The organism is Tritonibacter scottomollicae, assembly GCF_003003215.1.
In the GTDB taxonomy this organism is placed as follows: Bacteria; Pseudomonadota; Alphaproteobacteria; order Rhodobacterales; family Rhodobacteraceae; genus Epibacterium; species Epibacterium scottomollicae.
In genome coordinates, this window is the sequence record NZ_PVUF01000006.1 from 75,290 (window position 1) to 90,160 (window position 14,871).

At 61.7% G+C, this 14,871-nt stretch carries 12 protein-coding genes and 1 tRNA gene; 6 read left to right on the forward strand and 7 right to left on the reverse strand.

What is annotated here, in order from left to right; all coding sequences use genetic code 11:
- Positions 1 to 44 precede the first annotated feature (44 nt).
- Entirely contained in the window at positions 45 to 731 is a 687-nt protein-coding gene (locus CLV89_RS11465) for a rhomboid family intramembrane serine protease (protein WP_106163807.1), read from the reverse strand.
- A 115-nt stretch (positions 732 to 846) separates the two neighbouring features.
- Between CLV89_RS11465 and trpS the strand changes: the two genes are divergently transcribed.
- Complete coding sequence (gene trpS / locus CLV89_RS11470) at positions 847 to 1,875, forward strand: tryptophan--tRNA ligase (RefSeq protein WP_106163808.1); 1,029 nt, start codon at positions 847 to 849, stop codon at positions 1,873 to 1,875.
- 157 nt (positions 1,876 to 2,032) lie between these two features.
- Here trpS and CLV89_RS11475 read toward each other — a convergent pair whose 3' ends face one another.
- Entirely contained in the window at positions 2,033 to 2,470 is a 438-nt protein-coding gene (locus CLV89_RS11475; RefSeq protein ID WP_243394989.1) for a GNAT family N-acetyltransferase, read from the reverse strand.
- Between the two features lie 267 nt (positions 2,471 to 2,737).
- Between CLV89_RS11475 and CLV89_RS11480 the strand changes: the two genes are divergently transcribed.
- On the forward strand, positions 2,738 to 4,657 hold the full coding sequence (locus tag CLV89_RS11480) for an OmpA family protein (protein ID WP_106163809.1): 1,920 nt from the start codon (positions 2,738 to 2,740) through the stop codon (positions 4,655 to 4,657).
- Positions 4,658 to 4,817: 160 nt separating this feature from the next.
- On the opposite strand, the gene CLV89_RS11485 is transcribed toward CLV89_RS11480, so the two are convergent.
- The 5 genes from CLV89_RS11485 to paaG all read right to left on the reverse strand — a co-directional run bounded on the left by CLV89_RS11485 (position 4,818) and on the right by paaG (position 8,474).
- Entirely contained in the window at positions 4,818 to 5,078 is a 261-nt protein-coding gene (locus CLV89_RS11485) for a glycine zipper 2TM domain-containing protein (protein WP_106163810.1), read from the reverse strand.
- Positions 5,079 to 5,281: 203 nt separating this feature from the next.
- Positions 5,282 to 5,878 (reverse strand): TetR/AcrR family transcriptional regulator, encoded by a 597-nt coding sequence (locus CLV89_RS11490; RefSeq protein WP_106163811.1) that lies wholly within the window; start codon positions 5,876 to 5,878, stop codon positions 5,282 to 5,284.
- A 6-nt stretch (positions 5,879 to 5,884) separates the two neighbouring features.
- Positions 5,885 to 7,195, reverse strand: coding sequence for a phenylacetate--CoA ligase PaaK (gene paaK, locus CLV89_RS11495; RefSeq protein ID WP_106163812.1), 1,311 nt, complete (start codon positions 7,193 to 7,195; stop codon positions 5,885 to 5,887).
- Positions 7,196 to 7,229: 34 nt separating this feature from the next.
- Positions 7,230 to 7,679, reverse strand: coding sequence for a hydroxyphenylacetyl-CoA thioesterase PaaI (gene paaI, locus CLV89_RS11500; RefSeq protein WP_106163930.1), 450 nt, complete (start codon positions 7,677 to 7,679; stop codon positions 7,230 to 7,232).
- 9 nt (positions 7,680 to 7,688) lie between these two features.
- Complete coding sequence (gene paaG / locus CLV89_RS11505) at positions 7,689 to 8,474, reverse strand: 2-(1,2-epoxy-1,2-dihydrophenyl)acetyl-CoA isomerase PaaG (protein ID WP_106163813.1); 786 nt, start codon at positions 8,472 to 8,474, stop codon at positions 7,689 to 7,691.
- A 160-nt stretch (positions 8,475 to 8,634) separates the two neighbouring features.
- On the opposite strand from paaG, the gene paaZ reads away from it, so the two are divergent.
- The 4 genes from paaZ (at position 8,635) to CLV89_RS11525 (ending at position 14,768) form a co-directional block, all read left to right on the forward strand.
- Positions 8,635 to 10,665 carry a phenylacetic acid degradation bifunctional protein PaaZ gene (paaZ, locus tag CLV89_RS11510; RefSeq protein ID WP_106163814.1) on the forward strand — a complete coding sequence of 677 codons (2,031 nt, stop codon included), beginning with the start codon at positions 8,635 to 8,637 and terminating at the stop codon, positions 10,663 to 10,665.
- 69 nt (positions 10,666 to 10,734) lie between these two features.
- Positions 10,735 to 11,583 (forward strand): PaaX family transcriptional regulator C-terminal domain-containing protein, encoded by an 849-nt coding sequence (locus CLV89_RS11515; protein ID WP_106163815.1) that lies wholly within the window; start codon positions 10,735 to 10,737, stop codon positions 11,581 to 11,583.
- A 114-nt stretch (positions 11,584 to 11,697) separates the two neighbouring features.
- Positions 11,698 to 11,774 (forward strand) — tRNA-Met (locus CLV89_RS11520).
- Positions 11,775 to 11,993: 219 nt separating this feature from the next.
- Positions 11,994 to 14,768: a PAS domain-containing hybrid sensor histidine kinase/response regulator gene (locus tag CLV89_RS11525; protein ID WP_106163816.1), complete on the forward strand. Its 2,775-nt coding sequence runs from the start codon at positions 11,994 to 11,996 to the stop codon at positions 14,766 to 14,768.
- Positions 14,769 to 14,871: the final 103 nt, after the last annotated feature.

Here is a 14,871-nt window from a genome sequence, read left to right on the forward strand (position 1 = left end):
GGTTGCATCTTTGCAAGCGCAACCTCCCACTCCGGCACAGCTGCTCAGCGCTGCTGACGCAATTTCTGCAGGATCCGTGCCCACCCGCCGGGCACCAGGAAAAACGACATCGTGAACCCCGTGACAAACCCCGCCAGATCGGCCACCCATTCCGGGCTGCCACCAAAGATCAGCCCGAACAGCAGTTGGATACCCATCAGGAAGGCGATCAGGGAAAAGGCCCGGTACTGCTGTGCCCCCACGGTCGCGAGCGACAGCCACAACAGATGGGTAAAGCCACCAATCAGCCCGTAGACCGCTGGAAAGCCGCCGATCAGCGCGACCTGACCACCGACAAACACCGCATAGGCCAGCGCACCACCGATTGCAGAGCCGAGGAAGATCAGCACCACGGCGATCTCCCCCATCGCCTCGCCCACCATCTTGCCCATGGCCAGCAGGAAGACGCAGACAAAGATCGTCTGGGTAAAGGCCCCATGCACAAAAGCGTAGGTCACAAAGCGCTTTAGCAGATCAAAGGGCCAGGTGCCGCTGTCCCACATCCACCAGAAATATTCCGCTCCAAAGCTGTATTCCTGAAGCGCACTGAGACGCCAGCCCACCGCCTCCGGCCCGCCGATCAAACCGCGCGCGCCAAGCGAAAACACCACCTCGATCCCGAGGATCACAAGCACGAGCGCCACCACCACCGGCGGCAATGCATTGAACGGGGATTGGTTCTGATCTTGCATGTTGTCCTGCTCTCCGGCGCCTCTACCCGCTCTATGCCGGGCTACGCCTGTTGACGATACTCTGCGCCATGGGTAAGCGACGATGGTGCATAATTCCAGACGGGAGTTTTCGACCATGAGCGAAACCAGCTTCACTCCGCGTGTCTTTTCAGGCATCCAGCCTTCGGGCAATCTGCATCTGGGGAATTACCTCGGTGCCCTGAAGCGGTTTGTCGACTGGCAAGCGCGCGATGTGGAGTCCATCTACTGCATGGTCGACCTGCATGCGATCACCGTCTGGCAGGACCCGACTGACCTGAAGAAAGCCACCCGCGAGCTCTGCGCCGGGTTCATTGCCGCCGGGCTTGATCCAGAAAAATCCATTCTGATCAACCAAAGCCAGGTGCCCGAGCATGCGCAACTGGCCTGGATCTTCAACTGTGTCGCCCGCATGGGCTGGATGCAGCGGATGACCCAGTGGAAGGACAAGGCAGGCAAGAACCAGCAGAACGCTTCGCTGGGTCTTCTCGCCTATCCGTCGCTGATGGCCGCGGACATCCTGATCTACCACGCCACCCATGTGCCTGTGGGCGAGGATCAGAAACAGCACCTTGAACTGACGCGCGACATCGCGACCAAGTTCAACCACGACTACGGTGTTGATTTCTTCCCGCTGACCGAGCCGGTGATCGAGGGTGCGGCCACCCGGGTGATGAGCCTGCGCGATGGTTCCAAGAAGATGTCGAAATCCGATGTCTCGGATGCCAGCCGCATCAACCTGACCGATGATGCCGACACCATCGCCAAGAAGATCCGCAAGGCCAAGACCGACCCGGAGGCGCTGCCCTCCGAGGCCGAGGGGCTAGAGGATCGCCCGGAGGCCCGCAACCTGGTCAACATCTACGCGGCCATGTCCGGCCAGTCGGTGGATCAGGTGCTGGCGGACGTGGGCGGCCGGCAGTTCTCGGAATTCAAGCCGATGCTGGCGGATCTGGCCGTTGAGAAAATGTCGCCGATCACCACCGAAATGGCCCGGTTGATGGAAAATCAGGACGAGATCGACAAGATCCTCGCACGCGGCTCCGAGCGCGCCCGCGAGATCACTGCGCCGATCCTGCGCAAGACCTACGACATCGTCGGGCTGGTGGCCCCGGTCGAGATCTGACCAGATCAACAGCTCCTGCTTCGACATGCCAAGGGCCGTCTCCAGAGGCGGCCCTTACGTCTGCGTGATGTGTCGAATGCTGCGGAAGAGCGTTTCGAACCAGACCATCGCTGCGTACGCCCGCATGTTTCATTCAAGAGCCGTGGCTGGCGGACCTCTAAGGCTGCCACGTGTAGTAGTTATCGAGGTCGTCGGACTTCTCCAGCACGAAGCCGCACGAAAGGTAGAAGTCATTCGCCGGGCTACCGCGAAGCGCCAGGAGCCGCAAAGGCAGCGCCATCTCTCGTGCCTGATCCTGAACCGACCAAACGATATTGCGTCCCAGACCGCGGCCCTGATGCGTGGGATGGATATAAACGTGGTCGAGGTAAAGATGATCGGGGCGTATCCGCACGACATAGAAACCAACTAGATCCTCCCCATCTCGAACGATCTGGGTATCACGAGGGTCGTATGTTTCGAGAAAGCGCTTGCGTGCACGGTCGGGATCAAACCGTCCAACGGCTTCGAGGCTCGGTCTCATTGCCACCACACGGATCGCCGCAAGACTAGATGCATCATCATTTGTCGCGCTTGAAATGGAAATGTCATGCATGCTCGGATGATGCTATGGATAGGTAGGTTTCTCAAGCCATTTAGCTGCAACCGCCTCTCCTACCACAGTGCAATATCCATCACATTGGGCTCGCTGCGCCCCTCGCCGTATGAGTGATGAACGGCAGCGACATGTCGGTCGCGGGAGAACTGGGCCAGCGATGCGACAGGAAAGCCTGGTTGGTCTGGCATTCTGCAGGATGCAACTTTTGTCCGACTTCTGCGTTTCACAACCACAGTTACGTGCTGACACAGGAAAGGACGCGCGATGAAACCGGAATTTTTCAAATCGGCCACCGCATTGGCCGTGATCGCCTCGCTGGCGGCCCCGATGCCGGGTGTGGCTCAGGTTGAAGGCGCGGCGACGTTCGATCTCAGCCAGATGAGCGAGACCGAGATTGCCGCGCTGGTAGAGCGCTGCCGCGAAAGTGCCGGGCAGGATACGCAGGCCGAAGGGGACGATCCCATTGCCCAATTCTGCACGCAGTATGGTGAGGGCGCCTTTGATGCAGCGCTGCCCGTTGAGCTGCAATCAGGGTCTGTTCTTTCCGCACTCGCCCCTGATGGCGAAGACGTAGGCGGTCTTGAACAGGCTCTAGAGGACACCGCGCAGGCCGAAGCAGAGGCTGAGGCGCCAGCGGAAGCCGAGGTGCAAGAAGAACCTCAGGAAGAAGCCGCTGCCGCTGAATCCGAAGCGACCGCCGATCCTGACGAGACAGCAGAAAATGCTGCCGTCGCCGAGACGTCAGAGGCCGCTGAAGCGGAGCAACCTGCCGAGGTCGAGCAATCGGAGGATACTGCTCCTGAGGTTGAGGCGACTGCAGAGACAGAGGCTGCAACAGATGAAACCGCTGAGGCCCTAGCGGAGGACCTTGCAACACAAAACGCGGACGTCACCGCTGAGGCTGAGGCTGAGGCTGAGGCTGAGGCTGAGGCTGAGGCTGAGGCTGAGGCTGAGGCTGAGGCTGAGGCTGAGGCTGAGGCTGAGGCTGAGGCTGAGGCTGAGGCTGAGGCTGAGGCTGAAATTGCCGAGGACCAGCCCGTAGACAACCCCGAAGTGACAGAACGCGACAGCCAGCAACAGGCCGACGCGCTTGCAGAATCCGACACCGAGACCGCCGCGGCAGCAGCGGCTGCCTCTGACGGCAGCGAGACCGATGCAGAGGTGATCGAGGAAACCGTCACCGAAGACACCGCGCGCAGCTCTGACGAGGAGTTCGACACCAAGGTCAACGAGACCGCCTCTGCCGCCGTCGCGCCACAGGCCCCGGCGGCGGAACAGGACGATGACGATGGTCTCTCCAAGCTGGAAAAGGCTGCCCTGCTGGGGTTGGGTGCCCTTGCCGTTGGTCAATTGCTGAAATCCGGCGAAACGGTGGTTTCAAATAGCGGGGACCGCGCCGTGGTCGAACAGGACGGCCAGTATCGCATTATCAAGAACGACGATGCGCTGCTGCGTCAGCCCGGCTCCAACGTGAAGACCTACCAGTTCAAAGATGGCTCCACCCGCACCGTGGTGACCCGTGAGGATGGCGTCGAGGTCGAGACCATCCGCGCAGCCGACGGTCGCGTGTTGCGCCGCAGCAAAGCCCTGCCCGATGGCCGCACCGTGGTGCTGTTCGACGACACCCAGGAGGCCGAAAAGGTGGTGGTAAACGACCTGCCTACGGCGGCACCTCGACGCAACGCCGTCGCGAGTGATGGCAGTATTTCACCCGAAGATCTGGCCGCAGCCCTTGCTGCACAGCAGCCCGAAGGCATCAACCGGCGCTTTTCCCTCGCGCAGGTGCGCAGCATCGACGCGGTGCGCCGCCTGGTGCCTGAAATCAACGTCGAGAAGGTGACCTTCGAGACCGGCTCCTCGGTGATCCGCCCGGAACAGGCCGAAGAGCTGACAGACCTGGGCAATGCTCTGCGCCAGATGGTGGAACGGACCCCGACCGAAGTTTTCCTGATCGAGGGCCACACCGATGCGGTGGGGGCGGCGACCTACAACCTCGCGCTGTCGGATCGTAGGGCGGAGACCGTGGCGCTGGCGCTGACCGAGTATTTCGACGTGCCGCCGGAGAACATGGTCATTCAGGGCTATGGCGAAAGTGACCTCGCGGTGCCGGTACTGGACGCCGAACGGGCCAATCGTCGCGTCACCGTCCGCCGGATCACACCGCTGCTGGCATCACGGCAGTAAGCCCTGACGACCAGACCCGAAAACGATTTGCCCCGGCACTGCGCCGGGGCTTTTTTGTTGCAACACCTGTTCCGCTTCAAACGCGTTCGCATAGAGGTCGACAAAAAAACAGCCGCTCCAGTCGGAGCGGCTGCTGTCATGTGGTCTTGGTCCAGACAGGTTACGGGCAAGCGGCCTTGTAGGTCTGACCGGCACTGTTGCGATAGGTGCACTGACGCGGTGCGTTTGCGCCAACCTGAGCACCAACGGCGCCGCCAATGAGCGTCGCGGCGGTTTTGCCGCTGCCGGAGCCGACTTGGTTGCCGACCGCCGCACCCGCCAGCGCGCCGGTGACGGCATTGATGTCCTGATTGTCGGAGCACCCCGCCACAAAGACACTTGCTGCAAACAGCGCCGCAATGACGCCAGTAGTCTTCGACATATTCCCATCTCCTCTCTGATGACCGGATCAGGCAGGAGGGGAAAAGCGCAAAGCGATTGCCCTGTCGCGCCGCCCGGTCGCTGCACCGGTCAAGGTGTTTCGTCTACACATGAACGTAGTGCGCGCCGGAATGTTCCCAAGATTTTAGACAATCGGCTCAGCGACTACAGCAAAGATCTGCCGAAGCCCGGCGCGCTGGCCGGTTACAGCCCCGCCACCCCTTCAAGCGTCAGCCGCGCCACAAGATCGGCATAGCCCTTGCGGTCCTCGGTATCGGCCCCGGCGTTCCACATGTAGTGCCAGTTCAACATGCCAAAGACCGACATGGTGACTGCGCGCAGCTTGCCCTTGTCAGTCCCCAGCGTGTCGGGTGCAGCGTCCCGAATGGCCGTGCTCATGCATTTCACCATTTCACGCTGATAGGCGCGCAAATGCTCCTGCTGCGCCTCCGGCAGCGCCGACATCGCGTTGAGCTGTACCTTGTGCTCGTGATCCGCGCCCTCATAGGCCAGCAGCACCTCGGTCAGGATACACCGCAACCGCGCCACCGGATCGAGCCCGTCCAGATCCAGCCCGCAGACCCGGTCCCGCAGGCCGCTCAGGTAGTTGTCCAGAAGGTCGAACAGCAGCGCGTCCTTGCCTTCGTAATAGTGGTAGATATTCGCCTTCGAGATCCCGCAAGCCCTTGCGATCTGGGTCATCGAGGCCCGGTCATAGCCCTCCTCGGCGAACAGCCGCGCTGAGGCCGACAGTATCTGAGCGCGCTTCTGGTCGTGGTCTTTGGCAATGGTCCGGGCCACGGGAGCTTATCCTTTCACGCGGTTGTCGACGACGCGGCGCGCCTTGCCTTGCGAACGTTCGACGCTGCCGGGATCGCCGACCAGAATCTCTGCCGAGATGCCCACGATATCCTTGATCCGCTTGGCCAGCTGCGCGGTGCAGGTGGCGCGCTGTTCAGGCGCGGTGGCCGCTGGCAAGACCTCAACATGGATGCGCATCGCGTCCATTCGCCCCTTGCTGACCAGCTCGATCTGGTAATAGGGCGCAAGCGCCTCCACCGTCAGCATCTGTTCCTCGATCTGGCTGGGGAAGACATTGACGCCGCGCAGGATGATCATGTCATCCGACCGTCCGGTGATTTTCGCCATCCGCCGCATGGAGCGCGCAGTGCCCGGCAGCAGGCGTGTCAGGTCACGGGTGCGGTAGCGCACCATCGGCAGGCCTTCCTTGGTGAGCGTGGTAAAAACCAGCTCGCCCAACTCGCCATCGGGCAGCACCGCGCCGGTTTCGGGATCGATGATTTCCGGCAGGAAGTGATCCTCCCAGATGACTGGCCCGTCCTTGGTCTCCACACATTCATTGGCAACGCCCGGCCCCATGATTTCCGAGAGGCCGTAGATATCGACCGCATGCATATCAAACGCCGCCTCGACCTCGCGGCGCATCGCATCGGTCCAGGGTTCCGCGCCAAAGACGCCAACCTTCAGCGAAGAGCTGCGCGGGTCGATCCCCATGCGGTGATATTGCTCCAGGATGTTGAGCATATAGGACGGCGTCACCATGATGCCGTCGGGCCGGAAATCCTCGATCAGCGTCACTTGCTTTTCGGTCTGGCCGCCCGACATCGGCACCACCGTGGCACCCAGACGTTCGATCCCGTAGTGGGCACCGAGGCCGCCAGTAAACAGCCCATAGCCATAGGCGTTATGCACCATATCACCGCGCCGCAGGCCGGACGCACGCAAGGACCGCGCCAGAAGGTCCGCCCAGGTGTCGATGTCCTTTTGCGTGTAACCCACCACCGTCGGCTTGCCCGTGGTGCCAGAGGACGCATGCAACCGGAGGATCTGCTCGCGCGGGACAGCAAACATGCCGAATGGATAGGCATCGCGCAGATCGCCCTTGGTGGTGAAGGGGAACTTCGCCAGATCGGACAGCTCCTGCAGGTCGTCCGGATGCACGCCGGCCGCATCGAACCGCGCTTTGTACATTGCCACATTGTCGTAGGCATGGCGCAACGACCATTTCAGACGCTGCAGTTGCAGGCTGCGGATCTCGTCGATGGACGCGATCTCGATCGGGTCCAGCTCGGCCCGGTTGGGTGTCAAATCACGCATAGGTATCCTCCAACGTCCCTTGATCTTCTGCGGCTCAGTCCTGAGCCACCGGGGGAGCTGTCTCCTCAAACAGCTGCCCCTTGATTGCGCGAGAACAGCCGCGCATTTCCGCGATCAGCTGCCCGTCCTGATTTTTGACGCTCACGTCATAGAGCCCGCTGCGCCCGGCCAGCGAGACTTCGCGAGCCTCGGCCAGCAGCCGGTCGCCTTTGCGCCCCGGCGCGACAAAACTGATCATGTTGTGCTGCGCCACCGTCGCCTGATTGCGGCTGTTGCATGCAAAGGCAAAGGCGCTGTCAGCGAGCATGAAAATCACACCGCCATGGCAGATCCCATGGCCGTTGCAGTGATGCGCCTCGACGGTCAGCGCCAGCGCGGCACTGCCCTCATCGACGCGCTCAATGCCCATACCGGCCCATTTGGACGCCTGATCGTCGGCCCACATGGCAGCGGCGGATTTCTCGGCGCGGGTCTTTGCCGTCATGGTCATGCGCTATTCTCCGCGGAACGCTGGCTGGCGTTTTTCCAGAAATGCCCGCACGCCTTCGGCGTAATCCGCGCTCTCGCCACAGGTCTTCATCGCATCCGCCTCGCGCTCCAGCTGCTCGGCCAGCGTATAGGCCCCCGAGGTCTGGATCAGCGATTTGGTCAGGCCCAGCCCCAGCGTCGGCCCATCGGCGAGCTTGGCCGTCAGGGCGCGCGCCTCATTCATCAGCACATCATCGGCGACGCATTTCCAGATCAGCCCCCAATCAGCGGCTTGCTCGGCGCTCAGGGGCTCTCCGGTCAGCGCCAACGCCTTGGCGCGGGCCTCGCCCAACAGGCGCGGCAGGTGGTAGCTGCCGGCGGTGTCGGGGATCAGCCCGACCTTGGCAAAGGACTGGATGAACTTCGCGCTCTGGCTCGCCAGCACGATGTCTGCGGCCAACGACAGGTTTGCCCCGGCCCCTGCCGCCACGCCGTTCACCGCGCAGACCACCGGAAACTCCAACGCGCGGATCAAATTCACCAGCGGCGCATAAAACGTGCGCACCGTATAGCCCAGATCTACCGGGCCACCCGCCGCATCCGGGTCGCGCGCTGACAGATCCTGCCCCGCGCAAAATCCCCGCCCCGCGCCCGTCAGCAAAAGCGCCCGCTTGCCAGAATCGCGCGCCTCTTCCAGTGCGGCACGCAGGGCCAGATGCATCTCGTCGTTAAACGCATTTAACCGATCCGGACGGTTCAGCGTAATCTCGCACCACGTCCCGTGATCCTGCGTCAGAATGCTCTGCTCCATGATGCCTCCCCTTGCACACGGCGGGCGACCTTGAGCCCAATTGGGAAAAGACTTGCATAAACCGACCGGACGGTCAATATTTCTCATCAGGAAAATGCGCCGCCCCGAAATCGGGCGCTGGCACTGCATTTGCACAACAGACTTCAGGGAGACGCAGCCTATGTGCCCGAAAGATGTGGCGAGCTTTGCCGCCGGAGAATGGATCCAGCCCGACAACAGCGCACGCGAGATTGCCTCTGCCATCACCGGCGAGGTGATCGCCCGCGCCGGCAATGCCACGCTCGATGTGCAAGCGATGCTCGACTATGCCCGCGACATCGGTGGGCCCGGCCTGCGCGCCATGACCTTCCATGACCGCGCCCGCATGCTGAAGGCGCTGGCGCAGCATCTCGATGCCCACAAACAGGACCTGTATGATCTGAGCTTTGACACCGGCGCGACGCAGAAGGATCACCTGATCGACGTGGACGGCGGTATCGGAACGACGTTTGTATTCGCCTCCAAGGGGCGGCGCGAGATGCCCGACAGCACGGTCTACACCGACGGCGCGGTCGAGCAACTATCGCGCCACGGTACCTTTATGGGCCAGCACATCTGCACCTCGCTGCCCGGTGTTGCGGTACATATCAACGCCTTCAACTTCCCGGTCTGGGGCATGCTGGAAAAGCTCGCGCCGACCCTGCTCGCAGGTGTTCCGGCCATCGTAAAACCCGCAACCGCCACCTGCTACGTCACCGAGGCCGCCGTGCGCCTGATGCTGGACAGCGGTCTCCTGCCGGAAGGCGCGCTACAATTGGTAAGTGGCGGCATTGGCGACATGCTGGACCGGCTGACCTGTCAGGATGTGGTGAGCTTTACTGGCTCTGCAGCAACCGCGCTGAAACTACGGCAAACACCTGCAATCGTTGAAAACTCCGTGCGGTTCGTGGCGGAACAAGACAGCCTCAACGCGTCGATACTCGGCCCCGATGCAGCACCCGGCAGCGCGGAATTCGACCTGTTCCTCAAGGAAGTGCAGCGCGAAATGACCACCAAAGCGGGGCAGAAATGTACCGCCATCCGCCGCATCATTGTGCCCGACGCACAGGTTGACGCCGTTATTGAGGGGCTGAGCACCGCGCTGGCAAAAATCACCATTGGTGACCCGCGCGCCGACAGCACCCGCATGGGCGCGCTGGTCTCCGCCGCGCAGAAACGCGATGTGCTGGAGCAAGCCGCCAAGATCGCCACCGAGGCCACCCGCGTCTTTGGCGACCCCGACGACTTCACCGTTGAGGGCGCCGACAAGGACAAGGGTGCCTTTGTGCCGCCGATGCTGTTCCATTGCGCGGACCCCGACGCCGCCCAACATGTCCACGACACCGAGGCCTTTGGCCCCGTCTCCACCGTGATGGGCTACCGCGACCTTGCGCATGCAGCCGCACTGGCCAATCGCGGCCAAGGCTCCCTCGTCGCCTCTCTCATCACTGCCGACCCTGTGGTGGCGCGTGAGGTGACACTGAACATCGCCGCCTTCCACGGACGGGTCTATATCAACAACGCCACCTCGATGAAGGAGTCCACAGGCCACGGCTCCCCCCTGCCCCATATGGTGCACGGTGGTCCCGGTCGCGCTGGCGGTGGCGAGGAACTGGGCGGCGTGCGCGCCGTGAAACACTACATGCAGCGCACCGCCGTGCAGGGTAGCCCGGAGATCCTCTCAGCCATCACCGGTACCTGGATTCCCGGCGCCCCCGAAACAAGCGATGCCGCACATCCCTTCACCCGCCGCTTCGGTGCGCTGGCCATTGGCGAGACGCTCAATACCGCGCCGCGCACCGTGACCAGCGATGACATCGCCCATTTTGCGCAGTTCACCGGCGATACCTTCTATGCCCACATGGATGACGCGGCCGCCGAACGGAACCCGTTCTTCCCGGGACGGGTTGCGCATGGCTATCTGCTCTTGTCCTTTGCCGCCGGTATGTTCGTTCAGCCCGAAGAAGGACCGGTACTGGCCAACACCGGCCTCGACAGCCTGCGCTTCATGAAACCCGTGGTACCGGGCGACAGCATCAAGGTGCGCCTGACCGTCAAGGCCAAGACCCCGCGCAACGCGGACTACGGCGAAGTGCGCTGGCATGTCACCCTGACCAATCAAGATGACGAGATGGTGGCCGAATACGAGCTGCTGACCATGGTCGCATTCTGATCATTTATACGCGTCCAATTGCAGGCATGAGGGCTGGCGCTTACCTGCGCCCGCCCTTATCCTGACCTCATGACAACAAACGCACACGACTGGTTTACTGCGGCGGTAGAGGCACTTGCAGAGCCTCAGGGTCAACGCGTTTGGTCCATCATCGTGTCGTTCCTCGGGGACATGGCACAGGATGATGGCGCTGGCATCAGCAGCGCGGCCCTCACCCGCGTGATCACACCGCTCGGCATCAAGCCCGAAGCCATCCGCGTCGCGCTGCATCGACTGCGCAAGGATGGCTGGACCGACAGCAAACGACGCGGGCGCGGATCCGTGCATTTCCTCACCCCTCACGGACGCGTGCAGTCGGCTCAGGTCACCCCCCGCATCTATGATCCGACCGCCTGCACCACGGCAGAGTGGCATATGCTGATCGCGGCCCCCCCCAGTGGTCTGGAACTTCTGGACGCCCTCAGCGAGGGCGCGCCGGACGGCGTGATCCGCGTCAACCGCCACACGGGCTTGGCTCCCGGCCCCGCGCCTGCGCCCATGTCCGATCTTTTAATCGCAAACGCACGGATCGAACATGTTCCCACTTGGCTGCAGGAGGAGCTGTTCCCTGCCCCACTGCGCCAGAGCTGTGCGTCACTGGATGCCGCACTTGCCCCTCATGGCACCCCGCCTGCGCTGGATCCCTTACGCCGCGCCTGCCTGCGCACGCTGCTCGTACACCGCTGGAGGCGGATCGTATTGCGTCATCCGAGGCTGCCTGTGCAGTTTCACCCAACCGACTGGACCGGAGAATCCTGCCGAACAAAGGTCTTTGAGCTATTGGAGCAGCTCCCGCAACCAAGCCTGTCGGAACTCGAAACCGCCGAGCCGCTGCCCATGACGTTGGACATACCGCCGCCGCCTGATGCAGCCCATTGAAATCAAATGGCAATGCGGCGTGGTTGGAAAAAACTTTTCCAAAACCACCCTTCTTAGAGATTTCGCACTTGACCCTCTGGGCGGCATTCCGTAAATCGCCTCCACACAGCGAGCGGCGGAGTAGCTCAGTTGGTTAGAGCAGCGGAATCATAATCCGCGTGTCGGGGGTTCAAGTCCCTCCTCCGCTACCACCATTCCGATACTTACCGGATTGACGAGTGGGTTCGCCTGTCGGATGAGGCGAAACGCCTCGTCGCGATGAGTGTTTCTGGGCTTGCCCTGCCTGTCTATCTTGGCGCTGCGTCTCCCCTGCCACATCGCGTGTCTGCCAGGTTCTGCGCATCAGCTTGGCGCAATTCTCTGGATTATTTGCACCGAACCTTAAGGATCCAGCGCCTAAGTTACAGCGCATGAGCATCCGTCCTGATCCTTTTCCGCAGAGTAAGCAGCAAGAGCGCATTTCCGCGCTTGAGCAGGCGCGACGCAAGGATCGGCGCAATCTGAAAATGGCGAACGCGATGCTGTGCGGCGTTGAGGCCATGAACAAGGCCAACACACGCGCAGATATACTCGAAGCGCTATCGGACGCATTGAAGGACGCCATCGGCGCCCATGAGGTCACCGTGATCGGTGATGTCGCCGAAGGAATGTTCGGCGTCCCGCAAAGCCGCCCCACTGTTCTACACCCGTTGCGGACACAGCCTGCGCTGACACCGGACATCTTCGACTGGTTCGCCCGCCACCGTCAGATCAAAAATCTAAGCATCTGCCGCGCTCCGGCTGCCGGGCTGGTCAGCGCCCGCAGCAAAGGCAGCCTGATCTCGGCTCCCTTTCGGCGCGAGGGGGGGCAAATGCTGGTTGTGCTCTGCTGGCACCCAAGCGTCGACTACTTCGATACAGATAAGGCCAAGGTGCTTGACCGCATGACCATCATGATGAGTCACGCCCTGCGCGGCATTCGCACGGATGACCGCCATGCACTTCTGGCCTCGGTTCTGGAGAATGCCGAAGTGCCCGTCATGCTGGCGGACCCGGCAGATCAGGGAAGCGCAGTTGTATATGTCAACCGCGCGTTCGAGGCCCTGTCGGGACGCACGCTCGCGGATGCAATGGGTATGCAATTCATCACGGATCGCTTTCGCCCCGGCGCGGATCTGGAGAGTATGGCGGCGGCTTTCTCCGCCGGACAACGCGGACGATATCGGGTCTGGAACTCGCGAAAGAACGGGACACCCTTTCTGGACGAGATCAGCCTTACACCCATTCGGGATACCTTCGGCAGCCTGCGCTACATGCTGGCGACCCATACTGATGTCACCGAACAGGCGCAAACGCTTGAAGTCGTGCACCAGCTTGAGCAGCGCATCGAATCCGCAATGGAGGCCGTGAGCAGCGCCATTCTCGCGACCGGAGCTGATGGCGAGGTGCTGTATGCAAACACGGCCATGCACCGGCTGCTGCACGAGCTCTATGGCACGGAGATGCGCCCGCATCAGGCCATCGCGACCTTTGTCAAACGGGTTGAAGACTGCGCCCAGAACCTGGAACTGACCTGCTCTGATGGCGCTGTTTTCCTTATCCGCAGCTTTGACAGCAGCGAGGGCGGACATGTTATCACCGGCACCGATGTCACAGAGATAAAACGGGCCGAGCGGGAGCTGAAACAACGCGCGGCCGCGATGGACAGCACCACCGAAGGCATCGCGATCGTCGAACGCAGCGCCCGTATCGCATATGCCAACCCGGCCTTTGCCCGCATTTTTGGAGCTGGTCCTCCCAGCAGTATTCTCGGCCGGAAATGGTGCGATGCATTTCTGGCGGAGGATGTGGCTCGGCTGTCGGTCGAGGTGCGTCCTAAAGTCGAAAGCCTGGGCTTTGCCCAGATCGAGATGCGCGCGCATGTCGATGGCAAGAAACTCACATTCGAGGTCTGCGTCACGCGGATCGACGACAAGATGCGCATTGTCGTAGTTCGCGACATCACCAGACGCATCGAATACGAAGACGCCCGCGCAAGCTTTGACAAGAAGCTGCATGACTTCGAGAAAAACGAAAGCATCGGACGGCTGGCCGCGGGTGTCGCACATGACTTCAACAACCTGCTGGCGGTGATCAACGGCCACTCGGCCCTGCTCAACGAACGCACCGCACCGGACAAGGTGCAGCTCTATTCCGAACGGATCAACGCCGCCTCCTCGCGCGCGGCCAAGATGATCAATCGCTTTCTCGACCTCGGCATGTCGGCCGACAATCAAAGCATGATCGATCTGCGCAATCTCATGAGTGAATCTCAGGACCTTTTGCGCAGCGCCTTGTCCGCGGAAACCCGTTTCACACTTGATCTGGATGACGCGGAGATGGAGATGCTGTGCTATCCATCCGACCTTCTGCGTGTGGCGCTCAATCTGGTGCAGAACGCGCAGGATGCACTTGGCGGGCGTCCCGGCCAAATTCACCAGTGCCTGAAACGGTTTGCAGGTATCGACCTGATGGATCTGCCCCTCGCCATTGGCAGCATCGACCCAGAGCAGGCCTACGCGCGCTACACGGTTGAGGACTCTGGCTCGGGCATTCCCGCCGACGTGCTTGGACGTCTGTTTCACGAGCACTGCTCGACCAAGGGGCAACGTGGCAGCGGTATCGGCATGATGGCCATCGCCGAGATCATTCGCAGCCACGAGGGAGCCATACGTATCCTCAGCCAGGAGGGCCATGGCACACGTGTGGAAATCTTCCTTCCACTGTCCGACTATTCAGTCACGCGGATCAGTGACGAGGACATTGGCTCCGTGCGGCTGGATGGTCAGCTGATCCTGTTGGTAGATGACGACGCACAGGTTGCGGAATCCATTGCCGCCTTCCTGGAACGCCTTGGCGCCGAGGTCAGCATCTGCCTGCACCCGGATGAAGCGCTGGAAGCGATCAAGGAAGACCCAGGCCTTTGGTCGTTCCTCGTCACGGACTATAATATGCCCGGCCAAAACGGTGGTCAGCTTGCCCAGGCGGCGAAATCTGCAGATGGCGACCTGCCCATCGTGATTGTCACCGCCCTGGCGCGTAAGCTCTCCGACCCGAACCTCTCTGAAGACGTGATCAGCGCCCTTCTGGGAAAGCCGGTCGACCTCAACACGCTCGCGCATTTGATCGCCCAACACGGGCGCGTGTTGCCTCCGCCACAGCCATAGTTCACCCCGCAGGCCATCCAGTCAAACAGGCGCGAACCTTATTTTAGGGAATCCATGCGAAGCTTGGCCGGTCGCGTAGATCAGAGCCCCCTCGAAGGAGTAC

Coding starts and splice junctions, on each gene's coding strand:
- CLV89_RS11515 (WP_106163815.1), top strand. CDS start 10,735: ATGACAACAAACGCACACGACTGGTTTACTGCGGCGGTAGAGGCACTT.
- CLV89_RS11525 (WP_106163816.1), top strand. CDS start 11,994: ATGAGCATCCGTCCTGATCCTTTTCCGCAGAGTAAGCAGCAAGAGCGC.
- CLV89_RS11485 (WP_106163810.1), bottom strand. CDS start 5,078: ATGTCGAAGACTACTGGCGTCATTGCGGCGCTGTTTGCAGCAAGTGTC.
- CLV89_RS11480 (WP_106163809.1), top strand. CDS start 2,738: ATGAAACCGGAATTTTTCAAATCGGCCACCGCATTGGCCGTGATCGCC.
- trpS (WP_106163808.1), top strand. CDS start 847: ATGAGCGAAACCAGCTTCACTCCGCGTGTCTTTTCAGGCATCCAGCCT.
- paaZ (WP_106163814.1), top strand. CDS start 8,635: ATGTGCCCGAAAGATGTGGCGAGCTTTGCCGCCGGAGAATGGATCCAG.
- CLV89_RS11475 (WP_243394989.1), bottom strand. CDS start 2,470: ATGCATGACATTTCCATTTCAAGCGCGACAAATGATGATGCATCTAGT.
- CLV89_RS11465 (WP_106163807.1), bottom strand. CDS start 731: ATGCAAGATCAGAACCAATCCCCGTTCAATGCATTGCCGCCGGTGGTG.
- paaG (WP_106163813.1), bottom strand. CDS start 8,474: ATGGAGCAGAGCATTCTGACGCAGGATCACGGGACGTGGTGCGAGATT.
- paaI (WP_106163930.1), bottom strand. CDS start 7,679: ATGACGGCAAAGACCCGCGCCGAGAAATCCGCCGCTGCCATGTGGGCC.
- paaK (WP_106163812.1), bottom strand. CDS start 7,195: ATGCGTGATTTGACACCCAACCGGGCCGAGCTGGACCCGATCGAGATC.